Origin of the sequence: Paraburkholderia sp. UCT70 (genome assembly GCF_050434085.1) — a bacterium.
Classification (GTDB): domain Bacteria; phylum Pseudomonadota; class Gammaproteobacteria; order Burkholderiales; family Burkholderiaceae; genus Paraburkholderia; species Paraburkholderia tuberum.
This window is the reverse complement of sequence record NZ_JBNPVZ010000002.1, coordinates 2,383,275-2,401,035: the sequence shown is the minus strand read 5'-3', so window position 1 is coordinate 2,401,035 and position 17,761 is coordinate 2,383,275. Positions and strand designations below refer to the sequence as shown.

At 58.8% G+C, this 17,761-nt stretch carries 13 protein-coding genes and 3 pseudogenes; 7 read left to right on the top strand and 9 right to left on the bottom strand.

Features of this window, described 5'->3' with window-relative positions; translation table 11 throughout:
* Positions 1–26 precede the first annotated feature (26 nt).
* Together OKW41_RS13355 and OKW41_RS13350 are read right to left on the bottom strand one after the other, a co-directional pair.
* Positions 27–434 (bottom strand): EthD domain-containing protein, encoded by a 408-nt coding sequence (locus tag OKW41_RS13355; RefSeq protein WP_429573406.1) that lies wholly within the window; start codon positions 432–434, stop codon positions 27–29.
* Between the two features lie 10 nt (positions 435–444).
* Positions 445–1,056, bottom strand: coding sequence for a TetR/AcrR family transcriptional regulator (locus OKW41_RS13350; RefSeq protein ID WP_429572793.1), 612 nt, complete (start codon positions 1,054–1,056; stop codon positions 445–447).
* A 103-nt stretch (positions 1,057–1,159) separates the two neighbouring features.
* Here OKW41_RS13350 and OKW41_RS13345 point away from each other — a divergent pair, with 103 nt between their 5' ends.
* From OKW41_RS13345 to OKW41_RS13320, 6 genes are all read left to right on the top strand, one after another.
* Positions 1,160–2,017: an alpha/beta fold hydrolase gene (locus tag OKW41_RS13345; RefSeq protein WP_429572792.1), complete on the top strand. Its 858-nt coding sequence runs from the start codon at positions 1,160–1,162 to the stop codon at positions 2,015–2,017.
* 88 nt (positions 2,018–2,105) lie between these two features.
* Positions 2,106–2,276 (top strand): hypothetical protein, encoded by a 171-nt coding sequence (locus tag OKW41_RS13340; protein WP_429572791.1) that lies wholly within the window; start codon positions 2,106–2,108, stop codon positions 2,274–2,276.
* A 106-nt stretch (positions 2,277–2,382) separates the two neighbouring features.
* On the top strand, positions 2,383–4,281 hold the full coding sequence (locus OKW41_RS13335) for a propionate--CoA ligase (RefSeq protein ID WP_429572790.1): 1,899 nt from the start codon (positions 2,383–2,385) through the stop codon (positions 4,279–4,281).
* A 405-nt stretch (positions 4,282–4,686) separates the two neighbouring features.
* Entirely contained in the window at positions 4,687–5,460 is a 774-nt protein-coding gene (locus OKW41_RS13330; protein ID WP_429572789.1) for an SDR family NAD(P)-dependent oxidoreductase, read from the top strand.
* Between the two features lie 443 nt (positions 5,461–5,903).
* Entirely contained in the window at positions 5,904–6,755 is an 852-nt protein-coding gene (locus OKW41_RS13325) for a SphA family protein (RefSeq protein WP_429572788.1), read from the top strand.
* Between the two features lie 53 nt (positions 6,756–6,808).
* Positions 6,809–8,476 (top strand): GMC oxidoreductase, encoded by a 1,668-nt coding sequence (locus OKW41_RS13320; RefSeq protein ID WP_429572787.1) that lies wholly within the window; start codon positions 6,809–6,811, stop codon positions 8,474–8,476.
* Between the two features lie 298 nt (positions 8,477–8,774).
* Here OKW41_RS13320 and OKW41_RS13315 read toward each other — a convergent pair.
* From OKW41_RS13315 to OKW41_RS13285, 7 genes and pseudogenes are all read right to left on the bottom strand, one after another.
* Positions 8,775–8,963 (bottom strand): annotated as a pseudogene (locus tag OKW41_RS13315) (IS6 family transposase); the annotation flags it as partial.
* 446 nt (positions 8,964–9,409) lie between these two features.
* The gene (locus OKW41_RS13310; RefSeq protein WP_429572786.1) at positions 9,410–10,561 is read right to left on the bottom strand and encodes an IS110 family transposase; all 1,152 of its coding nucleotides are present in this window, start codon (positions 10,559–10,561) and stop codon (positions 9,410–9,412) included.
* A 302-nt stretch (positions 10,562–10,863) separates the two neighbouring features.
* Positions 10,864–11,886 (bottom strand): annotated as a pseudogene (locus OKW41_RS13305) (IS30 family transposase).
* 46 nt (positions 11,887–11,932) lie between these two features.
* Positions 11,933–12,648 (bottom strand): annotated as a pseudogene (locus OKW41_RS13300) (OmpW/AlkL family protein); the annotation flags it as partial.
* A gap of 75 nt (positions 12,649–12,723) precedes the next feature.
* The gene (locus tag OKW41_RS13295; protein WP_429572785.1) at positions 12,724–13,002 is read right to left on the bottom strand and encodes a hypothetical protein; all 279 of its coding nucleotides are present in this window, start codon (positions 13,000–13,002) and stop codon (positions 12,724–12,726) included.
* 173 nt (positions 13,003–13,175) lie between these two features.
* On the bottom strand, positions 13,176–13,949 hold the full coding sequence (locus OKW41_RS13290) for a hypothetical protein (protein WP_429572784.1): 774 nt from the start codon (positions 13,947–13,949) through the stop codon (positions 13,176–13,178).
* 894 nt (positions 13,950–14,843) lie between these two features.
* Complete coding sequence (locus OKW41_RS13285; protein WP_429572783.1) at positions 14,844–15,503, bottom strand: winged helix-turn-helix transcriptional regulator; 660 nt, start codon at positions 15,501–15,503, stop codon at positions 14,844–14,846.
* A gap of 574 nt (positions 15,504–16,077) precedes the next feature.
* On the opposite strand from OKW41_RS13285, the gene OKW41_RS13280 reads away from it, so the two are divergent.
* A complete protein-coding gene (locus OKW41_RS13280; protein ID WP_429572782.1) occupies positions 16,078–17,709 on the top strand; it encodes an AMP-binding protein in 1,632 nt (543 codons plus the stop codon).
* Positions 17,710–17,761 lie beyond the last annotated feature (52 nt).

The window sequence follows — 17,761 nt, the reverse complement described above, 5'->3', positions numbered from 1 at the left end:
TCGACCAGCGGAGCATGATTATTCCGTCAGTATTCAAGAAATGACTCGTGCGTGAACCCCGATGCTGGCCGCAGGAAAGACATGAATTTTACCCCAATGCGGAATTTTACCCCAGTGCGCGGACCGTCCTTGACGACTTTCTGGCGGGCGAAGATGGCCGTGCAATCGGCGAGTGACAGAAACTCCTGTTCATCCGAGCGAACGAGCGCTAGACACTCTGGCTCGTCGAAGAAGTCTCTGGTCATATCCTGGCGCGGACGTTGCATTGTCTGCGCAAAACCATCAAATTCTGCCTCGGTCCCGATGCTTGCGGGCATCGGAAGAACGCAGCTTTGCACGTAGCTCCCATTGTTCTTCAGGTACGCCGGGATTGCTGCTAACAGCGGTCCATGTACCTTCTGCCAGTGTTCGTTGAACTGCTCCCGGGTCTGCAGGTCGCTACAATTAGGTCTTTAGGATTCCCATGAGAATGGACATGGTGGCATCGAGGTCGGCAATGATTTGATGACGTGGAATTCCAGCACTCGCTTTGATAGCTACCGAATGAAGTGTTGCGATCAACAGATTTGCGCAAAACCGCGCATTCACCATAGCAGAGTCACCCGACAGGAACGTACTCGCCCATTTCTCGATGCGGCGCTCTTCTCGCTCGATAAGCTCTTTGAGAATTGCTCTTGCGTCCTCGTGGGCATTGGCTTCATCAGCGAGCACGCATGCGATGAGGCAGCCGCGGGGCCGTTCGTGATCGTAGAAGAGATGAACAATTGCTTCGGTAAAGAATGATGGATCGAAGCGTTTCCCGTCCGCCTCGTTGGGAAGACGAAGCATTGCAAAGTTTTGATAATAACGCTCCACGGCCTTAAAAAAAAGGGCACGCTTATCGCCATAGGCGGCATAAAGACTTGGACGGTTGATCTCCATCGCGTTAGTGAGCGTGTCTAGATCGGCACCTTCATACCCCTTTTTCCAAAAAATCTCGACGGCGCGATCGAGCGCCGAATCTACGTTAAACGCGCGCGGCCGCCCGCGCCCTCTTTTTTTCTCAACTGTAGGCATGATCCGAGGGTTTCACATTTTCTTACTGCACGATACACAAATCGCTTGACGAGGGCAACTGCATTCATTAACTTACTGATCAGTACACAAAGGAGAAGACACTATGGACAAAACGGCTGAACGTGCTGCGACCGCCCCGACCAGGTATCTTGACGTCGATGGCGTGCGCTATGCATATCGGGAACTTGGGCCCGACAATCCGGTGGACAAGACGCCTGTCCTGTTCCTCCATCGGTTCCGGGGTACGCTCGACGACTGGGATCCGGGCTTTGTCGACGCATTGGCCACGACCCGCCACGTCATTCTGTTCAGTGATCAGGAAGTCGGTTCGTCGTCGGGATCGGCAGCGACGAGCGTGGACGAAAAGGCGCGCAACGCCGCAGATTTCGCGAAGGAACTAGGCTTTCTAACCATCGATGTGCTTGGCTTTTCCATGGGAGGGTTCGTTGCCCAGGCGATTGCGATCAATGAGCCGACGCTTGTGCGAAAGGTGATCATTGTCGGCGCGGCTGGAGGTGGCAATCCGGAAGCGGCACCGCCGACGGATATCGTGTTTGAGATTGCTCTTCGTCCTGAGTACTCTCTCGAGGATGTCCGGTATCTGTTCTTCGCGGAAGGGCGTGACGAGGAAACGCGGGCCTATCTCGATCGTCGAGCAACCCGGACTTCTAACCAGGAACCTCCTGTAACGCCCGAGGTCATCGGCAAGATGGTGTCGCTCATCGGCGACTTCATGAGCGGGAAAACCGGTCACTACGAGAAGCTGAAGGACCTTCGTCAGCCCACGCTGATCGTCTCCGGCGACAGAGATCCGTTCTTCCCTTTCAAGAACATCTGGATGCTGTATCGCGAACTGCCCAACGCACAGTTGCTGGCCTATCCCAATTCGGGCCATGGGCCGCATCAGCAGCATCCCGAAGAGGTGGCCGAGAAGATCGAATACTTCCTGTCCACGACCTGATCGGCTCTAACTTTTTATCGGGCGGCTGATACGTTCCGTTCGGCGTGCGCCGGCCGAGATTCAAACAACACAGAAAATGGAGGCGCCAGTGGCATTCAATGCTCTTCTGGCGACCGAACCCGGCTCGAAAATGTCGACGAATGTGGTCGGGCTGAATTACAAATACCTGATGGCCGGTGACGTAACAGCGTTGGTGACTGTGTTTTCGAAGCTGAATCTCTTCGGGTTGCGGACCTCAGGGCATGGGAGCACGTTTTGATTTGGCTAGATCAATTAGGAACATAAAAGAGCGAAGGCGTCGGAAAAGCAATTCAGGAATAGACATAACAGTTGCTGGTTGCCTTCACACGGAAGGAGATGCTGCGATGACGATTTATACGGAGTTCTATCGGCGTTCGATCGAAGAACCAGATGATTTCTGGGCCGAGCAGGCCTCATTGATCGATTGGGAAAAGCCGTTCGAAAGAGTTCGCGACTATGGGTCGCCTCCATTCACGAGATGGTTTGTCGGAGGACTGACAAATCTCTGCCACAACGCAATTGATCGGCACCTAGCCAATCGTGCCGACCAAACCGCACTGATCTGGGTCTCGACGGAGACAGGGCAGGAAGAAACTTATAGCTTTAGTGACCTGCACGCGGAAGTGCAGACAATGGCTGCGATTATCTTGTCGCTAGGCGTGAAAAGGGGCGACCGGGTGTTGATCTACATGCCTATGATCCCGCAGGCTGTTTTTGCGATGTTGGCCTGCGCCCGTATCGGTGCCGTCCATTCGGTTGTATTTGGTGGATTTGCCAGCTCAAGCTTGGCCAGTCGCATCGAAGACGCCAAGCCCACACTGATTATCAGCGCCGATGCTGGATGCCGTGCCGGGAAGGTCATTCCATATAAGCCATTACTTGATGAGGCCCTTGAACTTGTGTCGACACGGCCTGCCAAGGTTCTCATCGTCGACCGGGGACTCGCGCCGACCCCGATGCGCGCTCGTAGGGACGAGTCTTACATCTCCTTGAGGCAGGAATTTCTTGGCGCCTCTGTCGCTTGCGAATGGCTAGAGTCCAGTTCTCCGAGCTACACGTTATATACCAGCGGCACAACAGGTACCCCGAAAGCCGTTCAACGGGACACTGGCGGATACTGCGTCGCGCTCGCGGCCAGCATGAAGCACATTTTTTGCGGCTCTCCCGGTGAGACGTTCTTCACAACGAGCGATATCGGCTGGGTGGTCGGCCACAGCTATATCGTTTATGGTCCTCTTATCGCGGGCATGGCAACCCTGCTCTACGAGGGACTGCCCACACGCCCGGACCCTGGCATCTGGTGGAGGCTTGTCGAGAAGTACAAGGTGACGACCATGTTTAGCTCACCGACAGCCATCCGAGTGATGAAGCAACATGAAAATGAGTTGCTTTTCGAGGCCGATCTGTCCAGCTTGCGAAGTTTGTATTTGGCCGGTGAACCTCTAGATGCGCCAACAGGGAAATGGATAAATGGTGCCTTACGTAAACCAATTATCGACAACTATTGGCAGACGGAGTCTGGGTGGCCAATCCTTGCACTCGCGAATGGCGTCGAGAGCGCAGATAGTAAATTCGGGTCGCCTGGGCTACCAATGTACGGGTTTTCGGTACGCCTGATTGACGATGAAACGGGTGAGGAGATAACGGTCCCAAATCGAAAAGGCATTCTCATCATCGATGGGCCGCTTCCGCCCGGGTGCATTCAGACGATTGCGAACGACGATGAGCGTTTTGTGAAAACCTACTGGTCCAAGGTTCGTGGACGGTATGTCTATTCAACGTTCGATTGGGGCGTCCGGGACGAAGATGGCTATTACTTCATCCTTGGGCGCGCCGATGATGTCATCAACGTAGCCGGCCATCGGCTCGGCACGCGGGAGATAGAAGAGACTATTTCTGACCACCCGAACGTCGCCGAGGTCGCTGTTGTCGGAGTTGCCGACTCCTTGAAAGGGCAGGTCGCTGTTGCATTTATAACAGTGAAGGATCGAAGTGCTGTCGCTGCCAGTGAGGGCGCGTCCGCGCAGAAACACGAGATTCTGAAACTTGTCGAGCTCCGCCTCGGCGCTATAGCGCGTCCCGCACGGGTTCTTTTCGTTCCAGCGCTGCCAAAGACGCGATCAGGTAAGTTACTGCGCCGAGCGATTCAGGCAATCTGCGAGGGCCGGGAACCAGGAAACATCACGACTATCGAAGACCCGTCTGTATTAGAAGCAATTGCAGAGTCGGTCATTCCAACGTAAGCGGCTCGCACGGGCCGTTATAGATGGTAAGTGTGTGAGACAGCAAGTGGTGGCCATCATTGCTGATCTGATGGGCACCCCCTTTGTCTTAAGCTGAAGGGGAGAAGCCGGGCACCAGACGGGCGGCCAGAATCACGCCCGGAAGCCTGGTGAGGGATTGGCTGCAGCGGCTTGCGAACCGGGCGTATCAGTCGCGAAGCTGGCCCGGGAGAATGGCATCAACGCGAAAATGGTGTTCATCTGGCGAATGTACCTGCCGAGCAGCAAGCTCGGCCTGCGTGGCTCATTCTGGTCGTATCGATAGCGACACGGCGACGGAGGCCGTTGCATCAACTCCGGTAGAACGATGAGCGCAGGACAGTTACCTGCTCATCATCAATATCATGACAATGGATGGAGACACGAATGCAACTCAAAGATAAAGTAGCAGTTATCACCGGCGGAGACAGTGGAATAGGGCTAGCCTGCGCGCGTCTATTCCTTGCAGAGGGTGCCGATGTTGCGATCATAAGCAACAATTCTGAAACCCTCAGCGCTGCTAAAAATCAGCTTGGTGCCAACGTAATGGCAATTCAGGCAGACGTCACAATCCCCAAGACCCTCGGCGCTGCGTTTGCAGAGGTCGGTGATCGGTTTGGCCATATCGATGTCCTGTTTGCAGGCGCTGGCGTTGCATCGACTACCCCTCTGGACGGCGCGTCCGTTGAGACTGTTGAGCGCGTCCTCACGATAAATTTTGCGGGCAGCTTCTATACCGTACAGGCCGCCCTTCCTCACTTGCGCTCTGGCGCATCGATTATTCTCGTTGGCTCTGTCATGTCAACGATGGGATATGCCGGATTCGGTGTCTATGCCGCGAGTAAAGCCGGGATATCTGGGATGGCGCGCTCATTGGCTTCAGAGTTAACACCTAGAGGCATCCGCGTAAACACGCTGGTTCCAGGCGCTACGCGAACTCCAATCTGGAACAGCCTGGCGCAAACGGAAGCCCAGGTGCAGGAAATCGAGCAGGGATTGATCAGAAGCATCCCGATTGGCCGGCTCAATAACGCAGAGGAGGTGGCCCACGCCGCGCTCTTCCTGGCTTCCGATCGCTCAAGCAGCATGCGTGCGGCGGAGCTGGTTATCGACGGTGGTGCCACCGGTGCCCCCCAAGGCGCACCGGTATATCTAGCTTGAGTCACCCACTTATGTGACTTTGAGGATTGACTAAAGGTATGTGTCGCAGGCGAAGTTCGGCTTATGTTCTCGTCTGCGATCGGCATCGCAACCGCGCGACTCCCGATAACTAGATAGACGGCGAACCAGGGCCAAAATACGGTCGATACTTACTTGCGCGGGAATGCGTGGGTTACTTCCGTAAATGCCGATTTAAACGTACCGCATGTGGTGAGCCGCGCACACCAAAGATGCGTCGGAATTAATCAGCGTGCGCCCGAATTCATCTCTTTTTGCGGATCGTCGGCAGATCCGGTGCATGGCGGCCTTGATCGAAATATCGGCACAAAAAAGAAGCAAGCAGTATGGGTAATGACGTACTAATTAAGTATAACTAAATATGGAGATGTAGGATGAGGCGGAATGTGACGCCCGGCTTGGGCGCTCTGATGGTATGCGCGAGCATGGCATTAAGTTCGGTTGCGTTTGCCACAGAAGGGGGAAGCGATAACATCGGCGAAGGTGCCGAGGCGTTTTTCGCCGGCGCGTTGCCGCCACCTGGCCTGTACGGCATCCTGTATTACTCGCATTACCATGCGTCGCACTTCAACGATTCGCACGGCAACAATTCGGTTCCGGGGTTTAAGCTCGACGCCGACTTGCTGATTCCTCGCACCGTATATATGTCGAATCTGTCGTTGCTGGGCGGACGCTACGGGGCCTACGCGGTACTGCCCGTGGCACGGCTTTCTCTGAGTGCAGGCGGGATGCCATTCGACCGAACCAGTCTCGGCGACCTGCTCGTCAGTCCGGCATTGATCGCGTGGGGAACCGGCGCGCTTCGGACTGCGGCGGCCATTGAGTTCGTACTGCCCACTGGTCAGTACGACAAGAACGCGGTTCTGAACACCGGCAAGAATTATTATACGGCGCGGCCGGTGTTCGCCGTGTCGTGGTTGCCGAACGAGAGGGTAGAACTGTCCGCGAAGGTGACCTACAGCTTCAATTCGCCGAACACCGACACGAACTACCACTCCGGGAACCTGTTCCACTTTGACTACTCGGCGAGCTATGCGGTCACGCCAGCGGCGCGCGTCGGAATTTCTGGCTATTTCATCAAGCAGATGACGGACGATGTACAAAACGGTCAATCGGTAGCCGGAGACGGATTTCGTGGGCAGGTCTTCGCGATGGGTCCCGGCTTACGCTATCAGTTCAGCAAGGTCAGCGTCGAGGCACGCGTCGTGAAGGAGTTTTTCGTGCGGAATCGTCCGGCCGGGGAGGCGGTTTGGGCGAAGATGGTAGTGGCATTTTGACGGAAAAGAGCGATATACAGGCTTGCGTATTACATAAGCATATGGAGACTTCGATGACGAATGCCAACTCAGAAACAACACGCGACAGCGCACCGCAGGCCTCGCCGAACCCGGAGTTCGACTTCGACTGGGCGATCGTCGGGTCCGGATTCGGTGGAAGCGTCGCCGCTCTCCGGCTGACCGAGAAGGGGTACCGGGTGGGCGTGATCGAACGCGGTCGTCGCTACGAGGACAGTGATCTACCCACTTCGACAGCCGAGATCGAAAAGTTCGTCTGGGCCCCGGAGCAAGGGCTCTACGGCATCCTCCGAGATGTCGCGTACCAACATGTCGAGACCGCCTCGCAGACGGGCGTAGGAGGTGGGAGCCTCATGTACGGGGGCGTGCTCTTCCGTGCGCAGAAGGGGTTCTACGACGCCCCCCAGTGGCGAGGCCTCGAGTCCTGGGAGGCGGCGCTCGACCCGCACTACGCCAAGGCGGAGTTCATGCTCGGCGTGCGGGAATCCCCGTGGGACTCGGTCTCGATCCAGCTGACCAAGCGCATCGGCGAGCACTTCGGGGTCTCCGACGGCTTCAGGCTTGCGCCGACCGGCGTGTTCTTCGGCGAACCCGGCAAGACCGTGGATGACCCCTACTTCGGCGGCGAAGGACCTGCGCGGACCGGATGCAGACGTTGCGGCGATTGCATGATCGGATGCCGCACGGGCGCCGCGAACAGGCTGACGAAGAACTATCTCTGGTTCGCGGAGAAGCGGGGCGCCCGGATCATTCCGGAACAGGAGGTCATCGACGTCCGGCCCCTCGGCGCAGCCGACGGCGCAGACGGATACCGGCTGGTCGTAGAGCAGCGCAGCCCCGACGGGTCCCGCGCCCGCACTGAGTACACCGCTCGCGGCGTCGTCTTCGCCGGCGGAGCTATCGCAACCAACGAACTGCTCGCAGACTGCAAGTACCGTGGATCACTACCGCGGATCAGCGACAGACTCGGCCACCTGGTCCGCACGAACAGCGAGACCTTCCTCAGCGTCCAGTTCCCCCGGGATCTCGAGGCATGGCGCGACGTAACAGCGCCTAGCCGATTGATCTTCGACGGGGACACTCAGGTCGAACTCCTTACCGTCGGGAAGCATGCCGACGCATGGCAGGGCAAGTTCACCGTGCTCACAGGCAAGGGGAACATCCTCGTCCGTCGCGTCAAGTGGTTGACGAACGTCATCCTTCATCCGAGACGGTGGAAGGCAACCAAGCAATCCGAGGGCTGGAGCGCCCGATCACTGGCGATGCTCGTCATGCAGCCTCGCGACAACGCGGTCCGGTTACGCGCGCAGAAGCGCAGCACCGGCACCGGCTACACGCTCGTCAGCGAGATCGACAAGTCCCGTCCCGCCCCGACATTCCTCTCCGTCGGGCACAAGGTCGCTAAGTGGCTCGCCGAGGAAACGGGTGGGGTTGCGGGCAGCACCCTGACCGAAGCCTTCCGCAACGCCCCGTGGACGGCGCACATCCTCGGCGGGGCGGTCATCGGCTCGAACGCGACCACCGGCGTCATCGACGCGGAGCTGAAAGTGTTCGGTTACAAGAACATGATCGTCTGCGACGCCGCCGCGCTGCCCGCGAATCCCGGGGTCAACCCCGCGCTCACGATCACCGCGCTCGCCGAATACGCAATGGATCGGCTCCCAAGCGCACCCGCGACGACGCCAGAGCCTGTGGAAGGGTGACGCTATGCGGCCGAGCGCGAATCGGGCATAACCGGAAGGCGGGGCCCGGCACGAGCTCGCGCATAGGAAATTCAACCGCCCCCATCGGGTCTTGGCCCGAAACCGAGCCACGACCTGGCCAGAGAGCACGAAGTGCCCTGAGCCTGGCGCGCCAGCCGCCGCCCCGGCCTGCGCCACCAGTTCCCGGCCGGCTCTCTGCATGGCTTTACCAACTTGCCTTACCGAGACGAACTTCAGGATAAGCGGCGACGGCTCAGAAACCAGTCGATGGGTTTTGGGTGAGTTCAGTGAATCGACGCTACGCGGCAAAGCGTTCGCAGAGTTGTTTCCGATACGACGAAGCTCGCAGCAGATGTCTTTCGAGCGCGAAGTGCCGCCGGATCTGACCAAAGCTCGACAGAAATTCGTGCGTGCGCTGGCGCTCACGCTCACGAAGGCCCCGCATGCGGCGCTCGCGTTCACACGTAGGCTGATGACTTCTATGAGCAGAAAGTTGTCAAGGCCATTTGCGAACTGGCTTACAAAGGATAGGTCAAGTCTCCTTCTCCTCGCTGCAAAGTGGTGACATGCTGGCGTATGGCGGCAAGCGCGAGTGATGGCGCTCGCCGCCATACAAGCCGCATTTTCGCGGCATAGTCCGGCGGATTCCCACCGCCCTCAACTTCAACCATGGCTACAGTCCGGTCAACGTCGTTAGCCTGAAGCCGCTTATCGCGCGCGTAAGACAGCAACGTCTCACCAACTTCTATCCGCTGGCGTATGGCCAGCCTCATCCTTTATGCGCGTTACGCCGGAACCTGTTCCGGGAGCATGCCCCATCTGTTTAATCGGTCGCGTTAGCAACCCGCCATCAACACGGGCATGTTCACTTCAAACTCTCTATCGACAGGTATCGTTCCACCCTTGATTGCGTTGTCGCGATACCTTTCGGGCTCAGACTGACTTCAGTTGTGCGCCTTCGGGTATCACGCCGTCCTGCAAGTAACGCCACAGCGCGATCGCGAGGCGTCGTGCTAGTGCGACGATCGCAATGCGCCGCACGCGGCGATTCGGTCCCGTGCCTTGCGTGCGCTGGTTGAACCACTGCGTCAGTGCACTGCCAGGCTGGTAACGGATCCAGCACCACGCCATCTCAATCAGCAGTGCGCGCACGCGACGGTTGCCCTGCCTGCTGATCCCCTGGTCCACCTGGCTCTCGCCACTGTCGTAGGGTTGTGGAACCAGCCCTACGCAGGCCCCAACTTCGCGCCGGTTATGGAAGTCCCGCCAGAACAGCTCGAGCGCCAGACGCGAGCCACCCACCGGGCCAATGCCATTTAGCTGCGTCAGAAGATCGATCCTTTCGCGTGCGGGTGCGGGCAGGCCAGCGTGTTGCGTTTTCTCGAGTGCCGCGAGTTGCTGCACGGCCAGCGCCAGCCGTTCGCACTCGCGCAGCAGCCGCTCCCGCAGCTCGCGCGGCAGTGGCGCACCGTCGTGACACCGCACCTGGTCACGGGCGAGGCGGGCGGCGAAGGCCTTGTGGTCAACCTCATCCCAGCAGCCTAGCGTGACAAGCAGTTTGCGCATCCGGTCACGATGCTGTAGCACCTCTTTCTGCAGTTCCCCTCGGTCGCGCATCAGATGGCGGGACGCTTCGTCCTGCGGTGATGGCACGTGCACCACGTGCATGCGGTCGCGCTCGCCGCGCAGCCACGCGCGCAGGCTGATCACCAGCCTGATTGCATCAAGCCGGTCAGTCTTGGCACGCCGCTTGTGGCGCTCGACCGGAATGCTCGCTGGATCGACCACATGACACTCGATACCGCGTGCCCGTAGCGCCCGATAGATCCAGAACGCGTCCTGGCCGGCTTCATAACTCACGACAAGGTGCACGCCCGCGGGCAGCGACCACTTCAGCTTCTGTTGTTCGATCACTTCCAGCACGGCCTGTAGGCGCGCGGGGGCTTGCGGTTGCGCTACGGTGTACACCGCCGGCTGCTCCCGCTGCCCGTCGTGCAACGCTACCTTCCACTTCGCCGCAGCGAGTTCGAGTGACACCGCCAGCGCCGGTTCCGCAGTACGCGTGTATCCCTGATCTGTACGCATGATGCTCTCCCGTGAGCAAACCTCGGTACGCCGATTTTAGGCGTTAGCCAGTCGACGACCTGGATGCTTCATAGGATCTGTTTTCTGCCCGGTTGTTTCACCGGGCAGCCGCCTTTGCGAACACATGCTTGACGTTAGCCAGTTGGGGAATCTCCGCCTTTGCAGCTAGGTAGAAATTTCTTGCCAGTTGGCGCCGGCGCACAGATATGAGGCATGGGACCGATCTCACGCCTCATACGGATTGGACGAGTGCTAAAACTTGTATCCGAGGGCGGTTTCAAGAGTGAAGCGCAACAGCGGGTTTAATGTTTAGAGCCTTGAGGTTGACTTGCTGAAGCAAGGGTCGCGGCGAAGACCTCGAACGGCGAATGGAAGGCATGAGTTGCACGAGGTCGGCTGTTCAGACTGTCGGCGATAGCGTCAAGTTCGTCCTGACTGTAGACCGAAAGGTCCGTGCCTTTGGGCAGATACTGGCGCAGCAGCCCGTTGGTGTTTTCGCAAGTGCCGCGTTGCCAGGGACTGTGCGGGTCGCAGAAGTACACCTTCACGCCGGTTGCGGCGGTGAGTTCTTGATGCCGCGACATTTCTTTGCCCTGGTCGTAGGTGAAGCTCTGCCGTAATGGCGCGACAATCGAATTGAGTTTGGCGGAGAAGCCGGCCAGCGCTGAAGCGGCGGTGGCATCTTCCATCCTGGCAAGCAGCACCAGACGGCTGGTCCGTTCGACCAGCACGCCTACCTAGGACTGGTTGCCGGCACCCTTGATGAAGTCGCCTTCCCAGTGCCCAGGCAGCAGTCGGTCTTCGATTTCGGGCGGCCGCACATGAATACTGACCATGTCGGGAATCTGTCCGCGCCGGTCTGTGCCCCGTGTACGCGGCATGCGCGTGCTGTGGCCATGGCGCAAGCACGCAATGAGCTGACGGCGCAGTTCGCCGCGCGGCTGGGCGTAGATAGCCGTGTAGATGGTTTCGTGCGAAACCTGCTGGGTCGGGTCGGTCGGATACATACGCTTCAGTGTGCCCGATATCTGCTGGGGTGACCATTTCCACTCGAGCAGAGTGAGAACGATGCGCCAGCAGACGGTTTGCAGGCAAAGCTTTGGGGGGCGGCGACCCGCGCTGCGGCGTGCGGCACTGAGCGCTTCAGCCGACACGGACGCGTAGCCAGCAGGCAAGCTGTTTCGCGCCAGTTCACGGCTAACGGTGGCTGGCGAGCGCCCGAGTGTCCGGGCCATGGCCCGGACACTCGAACCCTGCAGATGCAGACTTGCAATGATCAGGCGCTCTTCAGGCTGAAGTTGTTGATACTGAGTTCTTTCGTGCATCGCAACACCTTATACGAAACAGGTGTTGCACTTCAGATTTGAGGCCGCCGAGGGATACAAACGAAATGATGGGATTAACCTTGAGCTTCGCACTGCTGGTCACGGTACCCAGCTTCGACTGCGTTGTCAGCGTTGCCCGGACGGACAGCCACATATATGAAAGCGAGGCATCAACCGACCAATGTTGGGTAATGTTGTAGGTCAAGCCTGCGTTGATCACAGTGCAAAAGAGTGGCTCAGCTTGACGCTAGTCGGCCCCTCGAGAGCGCTCCCAAGGGTTGGCGAATATAAAAGCGCGCCGCTGGCCGCCGCGGGCTCAAGTTTCACGCCACTAAACCAGACGTAAGCTGCGCCTGCAGCAAGATACGGTCGAAGGTTACTCGTGGCATCGTTGAAGTAGTACTTCAGCAATATTGTCGGGCTCCACTCATATGCTGAGCCCGCCCGCCCGAGAGAGCTGAGCGACCCGGTGCCGGCTAGTCGAAACTTGGGCGGAATGCCCCCTACCGCGGCGGCGGCGATGTGATCGGTAATAAAGTATGTGGCGGCGAACCCGACCGTATCGGCATTGTCAACCGACGTGCCGGTGCCCGGCGCGGTGACGCTGGTGCCGAGTGCGTTGACTGTGAGTGGTTCGCTGGAGTCCTGTGGCGCGAGATGGAACCAGCCTAAGTTCCCGACGAAATCTCCGGCGCTTTGCGCCTGAGCCGAAGTGCACGTTAGCACTGCGGTGGCAACGGCAAAAATTCGTTTTTGCAACATCCTGTCTCCTCCGGCTTTACGTTTATGGTGATGAGCTGAAACGGCAAAGCAACTGGGAGGTGGGACGCGAGGGCACTATCGAAGGCGCTCTGTCACGTCGCAAACGTCCTCAATAAAGCGGCCCCGACGCGAGCCGGCGGCAATTCGACTGCCTTCTGCGATGAAGCCTTCGCTCAGGGTGCCAAATAGCCCGCGATAGCACTCGATAACCTCATCCAGTGATTCGCACGCAGGCGGATCGTAGTGACGCACAATGCGGCGGGTTCCGGATTCTGTCGTGCGGTACACAGTGATCTGGTGATAGTTGCCCGCTGCGATTGCTTGCGCGATAGAGCGTCCCTCTTTGACCATCATTGCCTCCTGTTTGGGGTTTAACGCTGACCAGCCTCTGATTCAAGGCTGGTTGTCGAGGTTGTTTCTAGGGAGCTGGTGGCGCGTGTGGCTGTCGCTCCCGTGTCGCGGAGTTGGTTGTTTCCGCGAACAGACGAGAAGTCGCCAAAGCCGGGGCGATGATCTGGGCGCGGAGCTTAGGGCCGGGGGGAGCCAGCAACGGACACAGCACTGCATGCAGTGGGGCTGTGATGCCGTGAAGGGCCTCCTCGTTGGAAATGAACCGGATCGAGCTTGATGTCGACTGGGAAGTCGGGATCTACCTGCCGCCGGATGTCGGCGTAGGTGGCCAGCACGAAGAGACGCTGCATTTCCGGATCGTGGTCGTGGCGGTTGTGAAGCGGCGATAGGACCCGGCTGTCGAGATAACCGTGCGCGCCGCGGATTTGCACGCCGCTGAAGCCGGCTTTCTTGCGGATGGCTGCATTGCGTCCGAAGCGCTGAATGATGTCGTCAATCTCGGCGATATAGGCTTCGGGTGGGGTGCAGAAGTACGCTGCCATGTCGCCATCGAACGGGATGGACGATGGGAAGAGACTGCGGAGATTCAGGCCTTTCGGCGACTGCTTTCCAGGATGATCGAGCCGAACGCGGATCACCACTCCCTGCTTGGTTACGCCGCGCACCCACTGCCGCAACACGGGCAGATCCACTTCATTCTCAATCACCACGTTGCTGGGTGCGCCCACCGCACGACGGTCGATCGTCCCGCTCCCCGTAATGACAAATTCAACGCCCGTCGCGGACCAGCGCAGGTGCAGGCCGACGAGTTTCGATGTCGGACGATTGTCGTAGGTGCCCAGCGTCTCTTTCACGGACGCCTTGGCGAGCCGGGTTCGAAGTACGCTGCCGTTCGGCAGGCGCAGAGGCTGAAGCAACGAATCTATGTCAAGCGGAGAGGATTTGCGCATGGTGCATACTCGGAAGCTTCGAGAAAGCGGGGCACCTGCCGGCCAGTGTCGGAATCACCAGATGTCACGCGTGGGCACGTGCATGTGTATCAGTCTGATATCGAGGGCGGTCGAGATGTGCTATACGAATAGTATAGTATTAGTACTATACTAAATGTATAGTATGTTAAACCCACAACCGACTGCCGCGGGGCGAGCCTATATGAGCGCGGCTTGCCGCTCCGGCTCGGTAGATTACGGCCGAATCTTGTGAATCAGCATGAATGCCGAAATGCTCGACGAGCCTGCGCTCGATCCTTCGAGTTATTGAAGTTCTGAACGAGGTAGGCACGACGTCGCGGACTTGGGTCCTTTGCGACTCCCCGGTCAGACTGTCGCTTCGACGAAGTTGCGCGCCCGGGACGCCAGGGTGGCGCATGTGTCCACATCGGCGGTTCCCTAGATGGCGGCGACCGGGGATGCGTGCACCAATCTGCCCGCAATCACTTCACGACGAAAATTGCCAGACAGACGCAGTTGAGTTCGCCGCCGATGCCGACCCTCTCCAGGCCGTGGGCAGCAGCTTTTGCTCGGGCGGGTCGACATGCTCGATGCCGGCATTGTTTGCCGGCAGATGGAGTCTTTCGTCATTGCCCTGCAATGGACCTGAAAGCGCCCTCGAGCGACGCAGCATCGCTAATATCCAGCGTCGGCGAAGCCGCCAACCTGGGCCACAGTTTCGCTCCGAGTGCGTTCAATGCGGCGGGCTGAATATACGGCTGATCACAATTCGCCAGCAGGCGGCGGCAAAAGGGTACGCTGTTGCCCGCTCTCGCGCCCGTGACAAGGCAAACCTGCTCACGCGCGCCACGCCCGATTCGCAGTGTGCGGATGCAGGTAGGGCGAGGCAACGCATCAGGGCTTGTATTCGAGAACCTTGAATACCTGCGTGAACGCTTGTCGGCTTCCATGCAGCAGGGTTGCGCGCCCCTCGCGGAGCGCATGCGCAGGTCTGACCTGACGCAGGGCCAGCGCCATGAACGTTTCCATGTCGCACTGTATCTTGACGTCGGCGGGCTCTTCGCTGGGACCGGAGCGGACCAGCACCTTCCCGTCGTTCACAGGGACATGGAAAACTTCCGCCCCCACATGGAACTCGTACAACGCTTGCAAACCGGCGCTTGACGCCGGATCGCTCGAGCCCGTCAAGCACAGTGCGATGAGTTCCGCACGCGCACTGGACGGTTCGATGCGCTCATCGATCGGCAGGCGCAGACCCCAGAGCCCAAGCGCGATTACCGGTTTGCGCAATTGTTCGCCCAATTCCGTCAGTTCGTAAGCTGGCGCTGCGGCGGGCGCTGGCAACGTGGTCGGCTGGATGACATCGCTCTCCACCAGCATGGCCAGGCGCTCGGACAGCCGGTTTGCGCCCATGGCAGGCATGATCGTCAGCAGATCCTTGAACCGCTTCGGACCTAGCAGGAGTTCGCGGATCACGAGCAGCGTCCAACGATCGCCGAGGACGTCTAATGCCCGGGCCATTGGGCAAAGTTGACCGTAGGTTTTGTTTGGCATGTCACATTGTACAAGGCCCTGCTCAGGCGAAGCCGGGTGGAACACAACAGTCGCGGACGAGGCGGGAAATCTGCTCCCGGAAAAGTCGCGCCCAGCCATCGCGGATCTGCTGCCGGGCTGCGTTTGCTCGCCCAGCCATGACCGGAGACTTCGCGGGGGCAACCCGCACGGTGTATGCGCGGGTCCGTCTGCGAATTGGCAGATGAGCCATGCTATCGGCGCCGCAACGAAATGGGCATCCATCGTCGCGGTTACCGACGAAGAGGGGCCATACCCACGCGGCAGCCCGCTCGAACAGCAGCGGTGCCTCGAAGTCCTGCGATGTCAATGTCGTAACAGGGTCCATGCCTTTGCTTCCGATTTTAGGCTCGGAGTGCACACGTTTAACTATATCATTTGTATAGTCTGTACACTATATAAAGTGTATAGTTTAATGCGTAATCATTGCCTGAGGCTCGCGCATCTTTAGCCTTCGACCCGGGCGGTGTCCGCCCGACCTTTGCTCCCAGGCGAGCAAAGTGTGGTAGCGAGCCAGACTATATGAGGCTTTCGCATAAAGTCTATGGAGACCCGAATGAGCAGAAGACACTGGATCCAGTCGTACGGCTCGATCCCGCCCGAGATCGACGCCGATCGCTATCCGTCCGTGACTGCGCTGCTGAAGGACGCAATGTGCCGGTTCGCTGACAAACCAGCCTTCCGTGTCGGTGGACGGACACTGACGTATGCCGATGTTGATCACTTCTCGTCTGCGTTCGCCGCTTACCTGCAAAAAGTGGTCGGCGTGAAAAAAGGCGATCGTGTGGCCGTGATGCTGCCGAACCTGCTGTCGTTCCCGATCGCCTTCATTGCCATTGCAAAAATCGGCGGCATCCAGGTCAACGTCAATCCGCTATACACGGCCCGGGAACTCGAGTATCAGCTTAACGACGCTGGCGCCGAAGTGATCGTGGTCCATAGCGCTTCAGCATCCACCTTTGCGCAAGTGGTTGGCAAGACGCACGTCAGGAAGATGATTACAGCCGGTACCGACGACGGAGGCGCTGCGGCTCCAGGGCCCACGGTCGACGGGTTGCTGAGCGAATGGATCACGCTACAAGCTGCAATCGATCTGGGCGAGACGCTCGAATTCGATCCGGTGACCGTGATTGGCAGTGATTTGCTCTTCCTGCAATACACCGGCGGCACGACCGGGCTTTCGAAAGGCGCCGCGTTGTCACACCGTAATCTGATCGCCAACATCGAACAGTTCAGGGCCTTGATGCCCGATGCGCAGCGGCCCGGCGAGGAGGTTGTCGTGACCGCGATCCCGCTTTACCACATTTTCGCGCTCATGGTGAACTTCCTGACTTACTTCTCCGTGGGCGCCGAAAACTGGCTCGTGGCCAACCCGCGGGACACTGAGGCCTTCATCGATTTGCTGAAGGCCGCGCGGCCCACAGTGTTTTCCGGCGTCAACACGTTGTACGCCGACCTGGCTGTCCACCCACGCCTGATGGAAGTGGACTGGTCGAGACTGAAGCTTTCCGTCGGCGGCGGGGCGGCGGTGATCGACATCATCTCGGCGCGATGGAAGGCGGTGACGGGCAGCTTCATTCGCGAGGGCTACGGGTTGTCTGAGACTTCTCCGGTCGTGTCTTTTAACCCGCAGTTCGTTAGTGACTTCACGGGTAGCACGGGCCTGCCGGTGCCTTCCACCGATGTCAGGCTGCTGGACGACGAGGACAGGGAGGTCGGTATCGGTGAGGCCGGCGAGATCCATGTCAAGGGGCCACAAGTGATGTCCGGGTACTGGGAAAAGCCCGAGGCAAACGCAAAAGCGTTCACCGCTGACGGCTATTTCCGCACGGGCGATATCGGCCTCTTCGACGACAAGGGTTTCCTGAAGATCGTTGACCGCAAGAAAGACATGATTATCGTCTCGGGCTTCAACGTTTACCCAAACGAAGTGGAAGCGGTCGCGACCACATTTCCCGGCGTCGCCGAATGCGCATGCATTGGCGTGTCGGACGAAAAAACAGGCGAGGCGGTGAAACTGTTCGTCATCAGGAAGGACGGCGCCGATGTGACCGGGGACGGTCTGCTCGCGCACTGTCGAGCCGGCATGGCCGCCTACAAGGTGCCCAGAATTATCCAATTCGTCGATGCACTTCCGAAATCAACCGTGGGAAAGATCCTTCGACGAGAACTCCGCAGCATTGTATGAGCGCCGCTTGGCGCGACAGTCGGGCTCTGAATTGTGACTACTAGAACCAGGA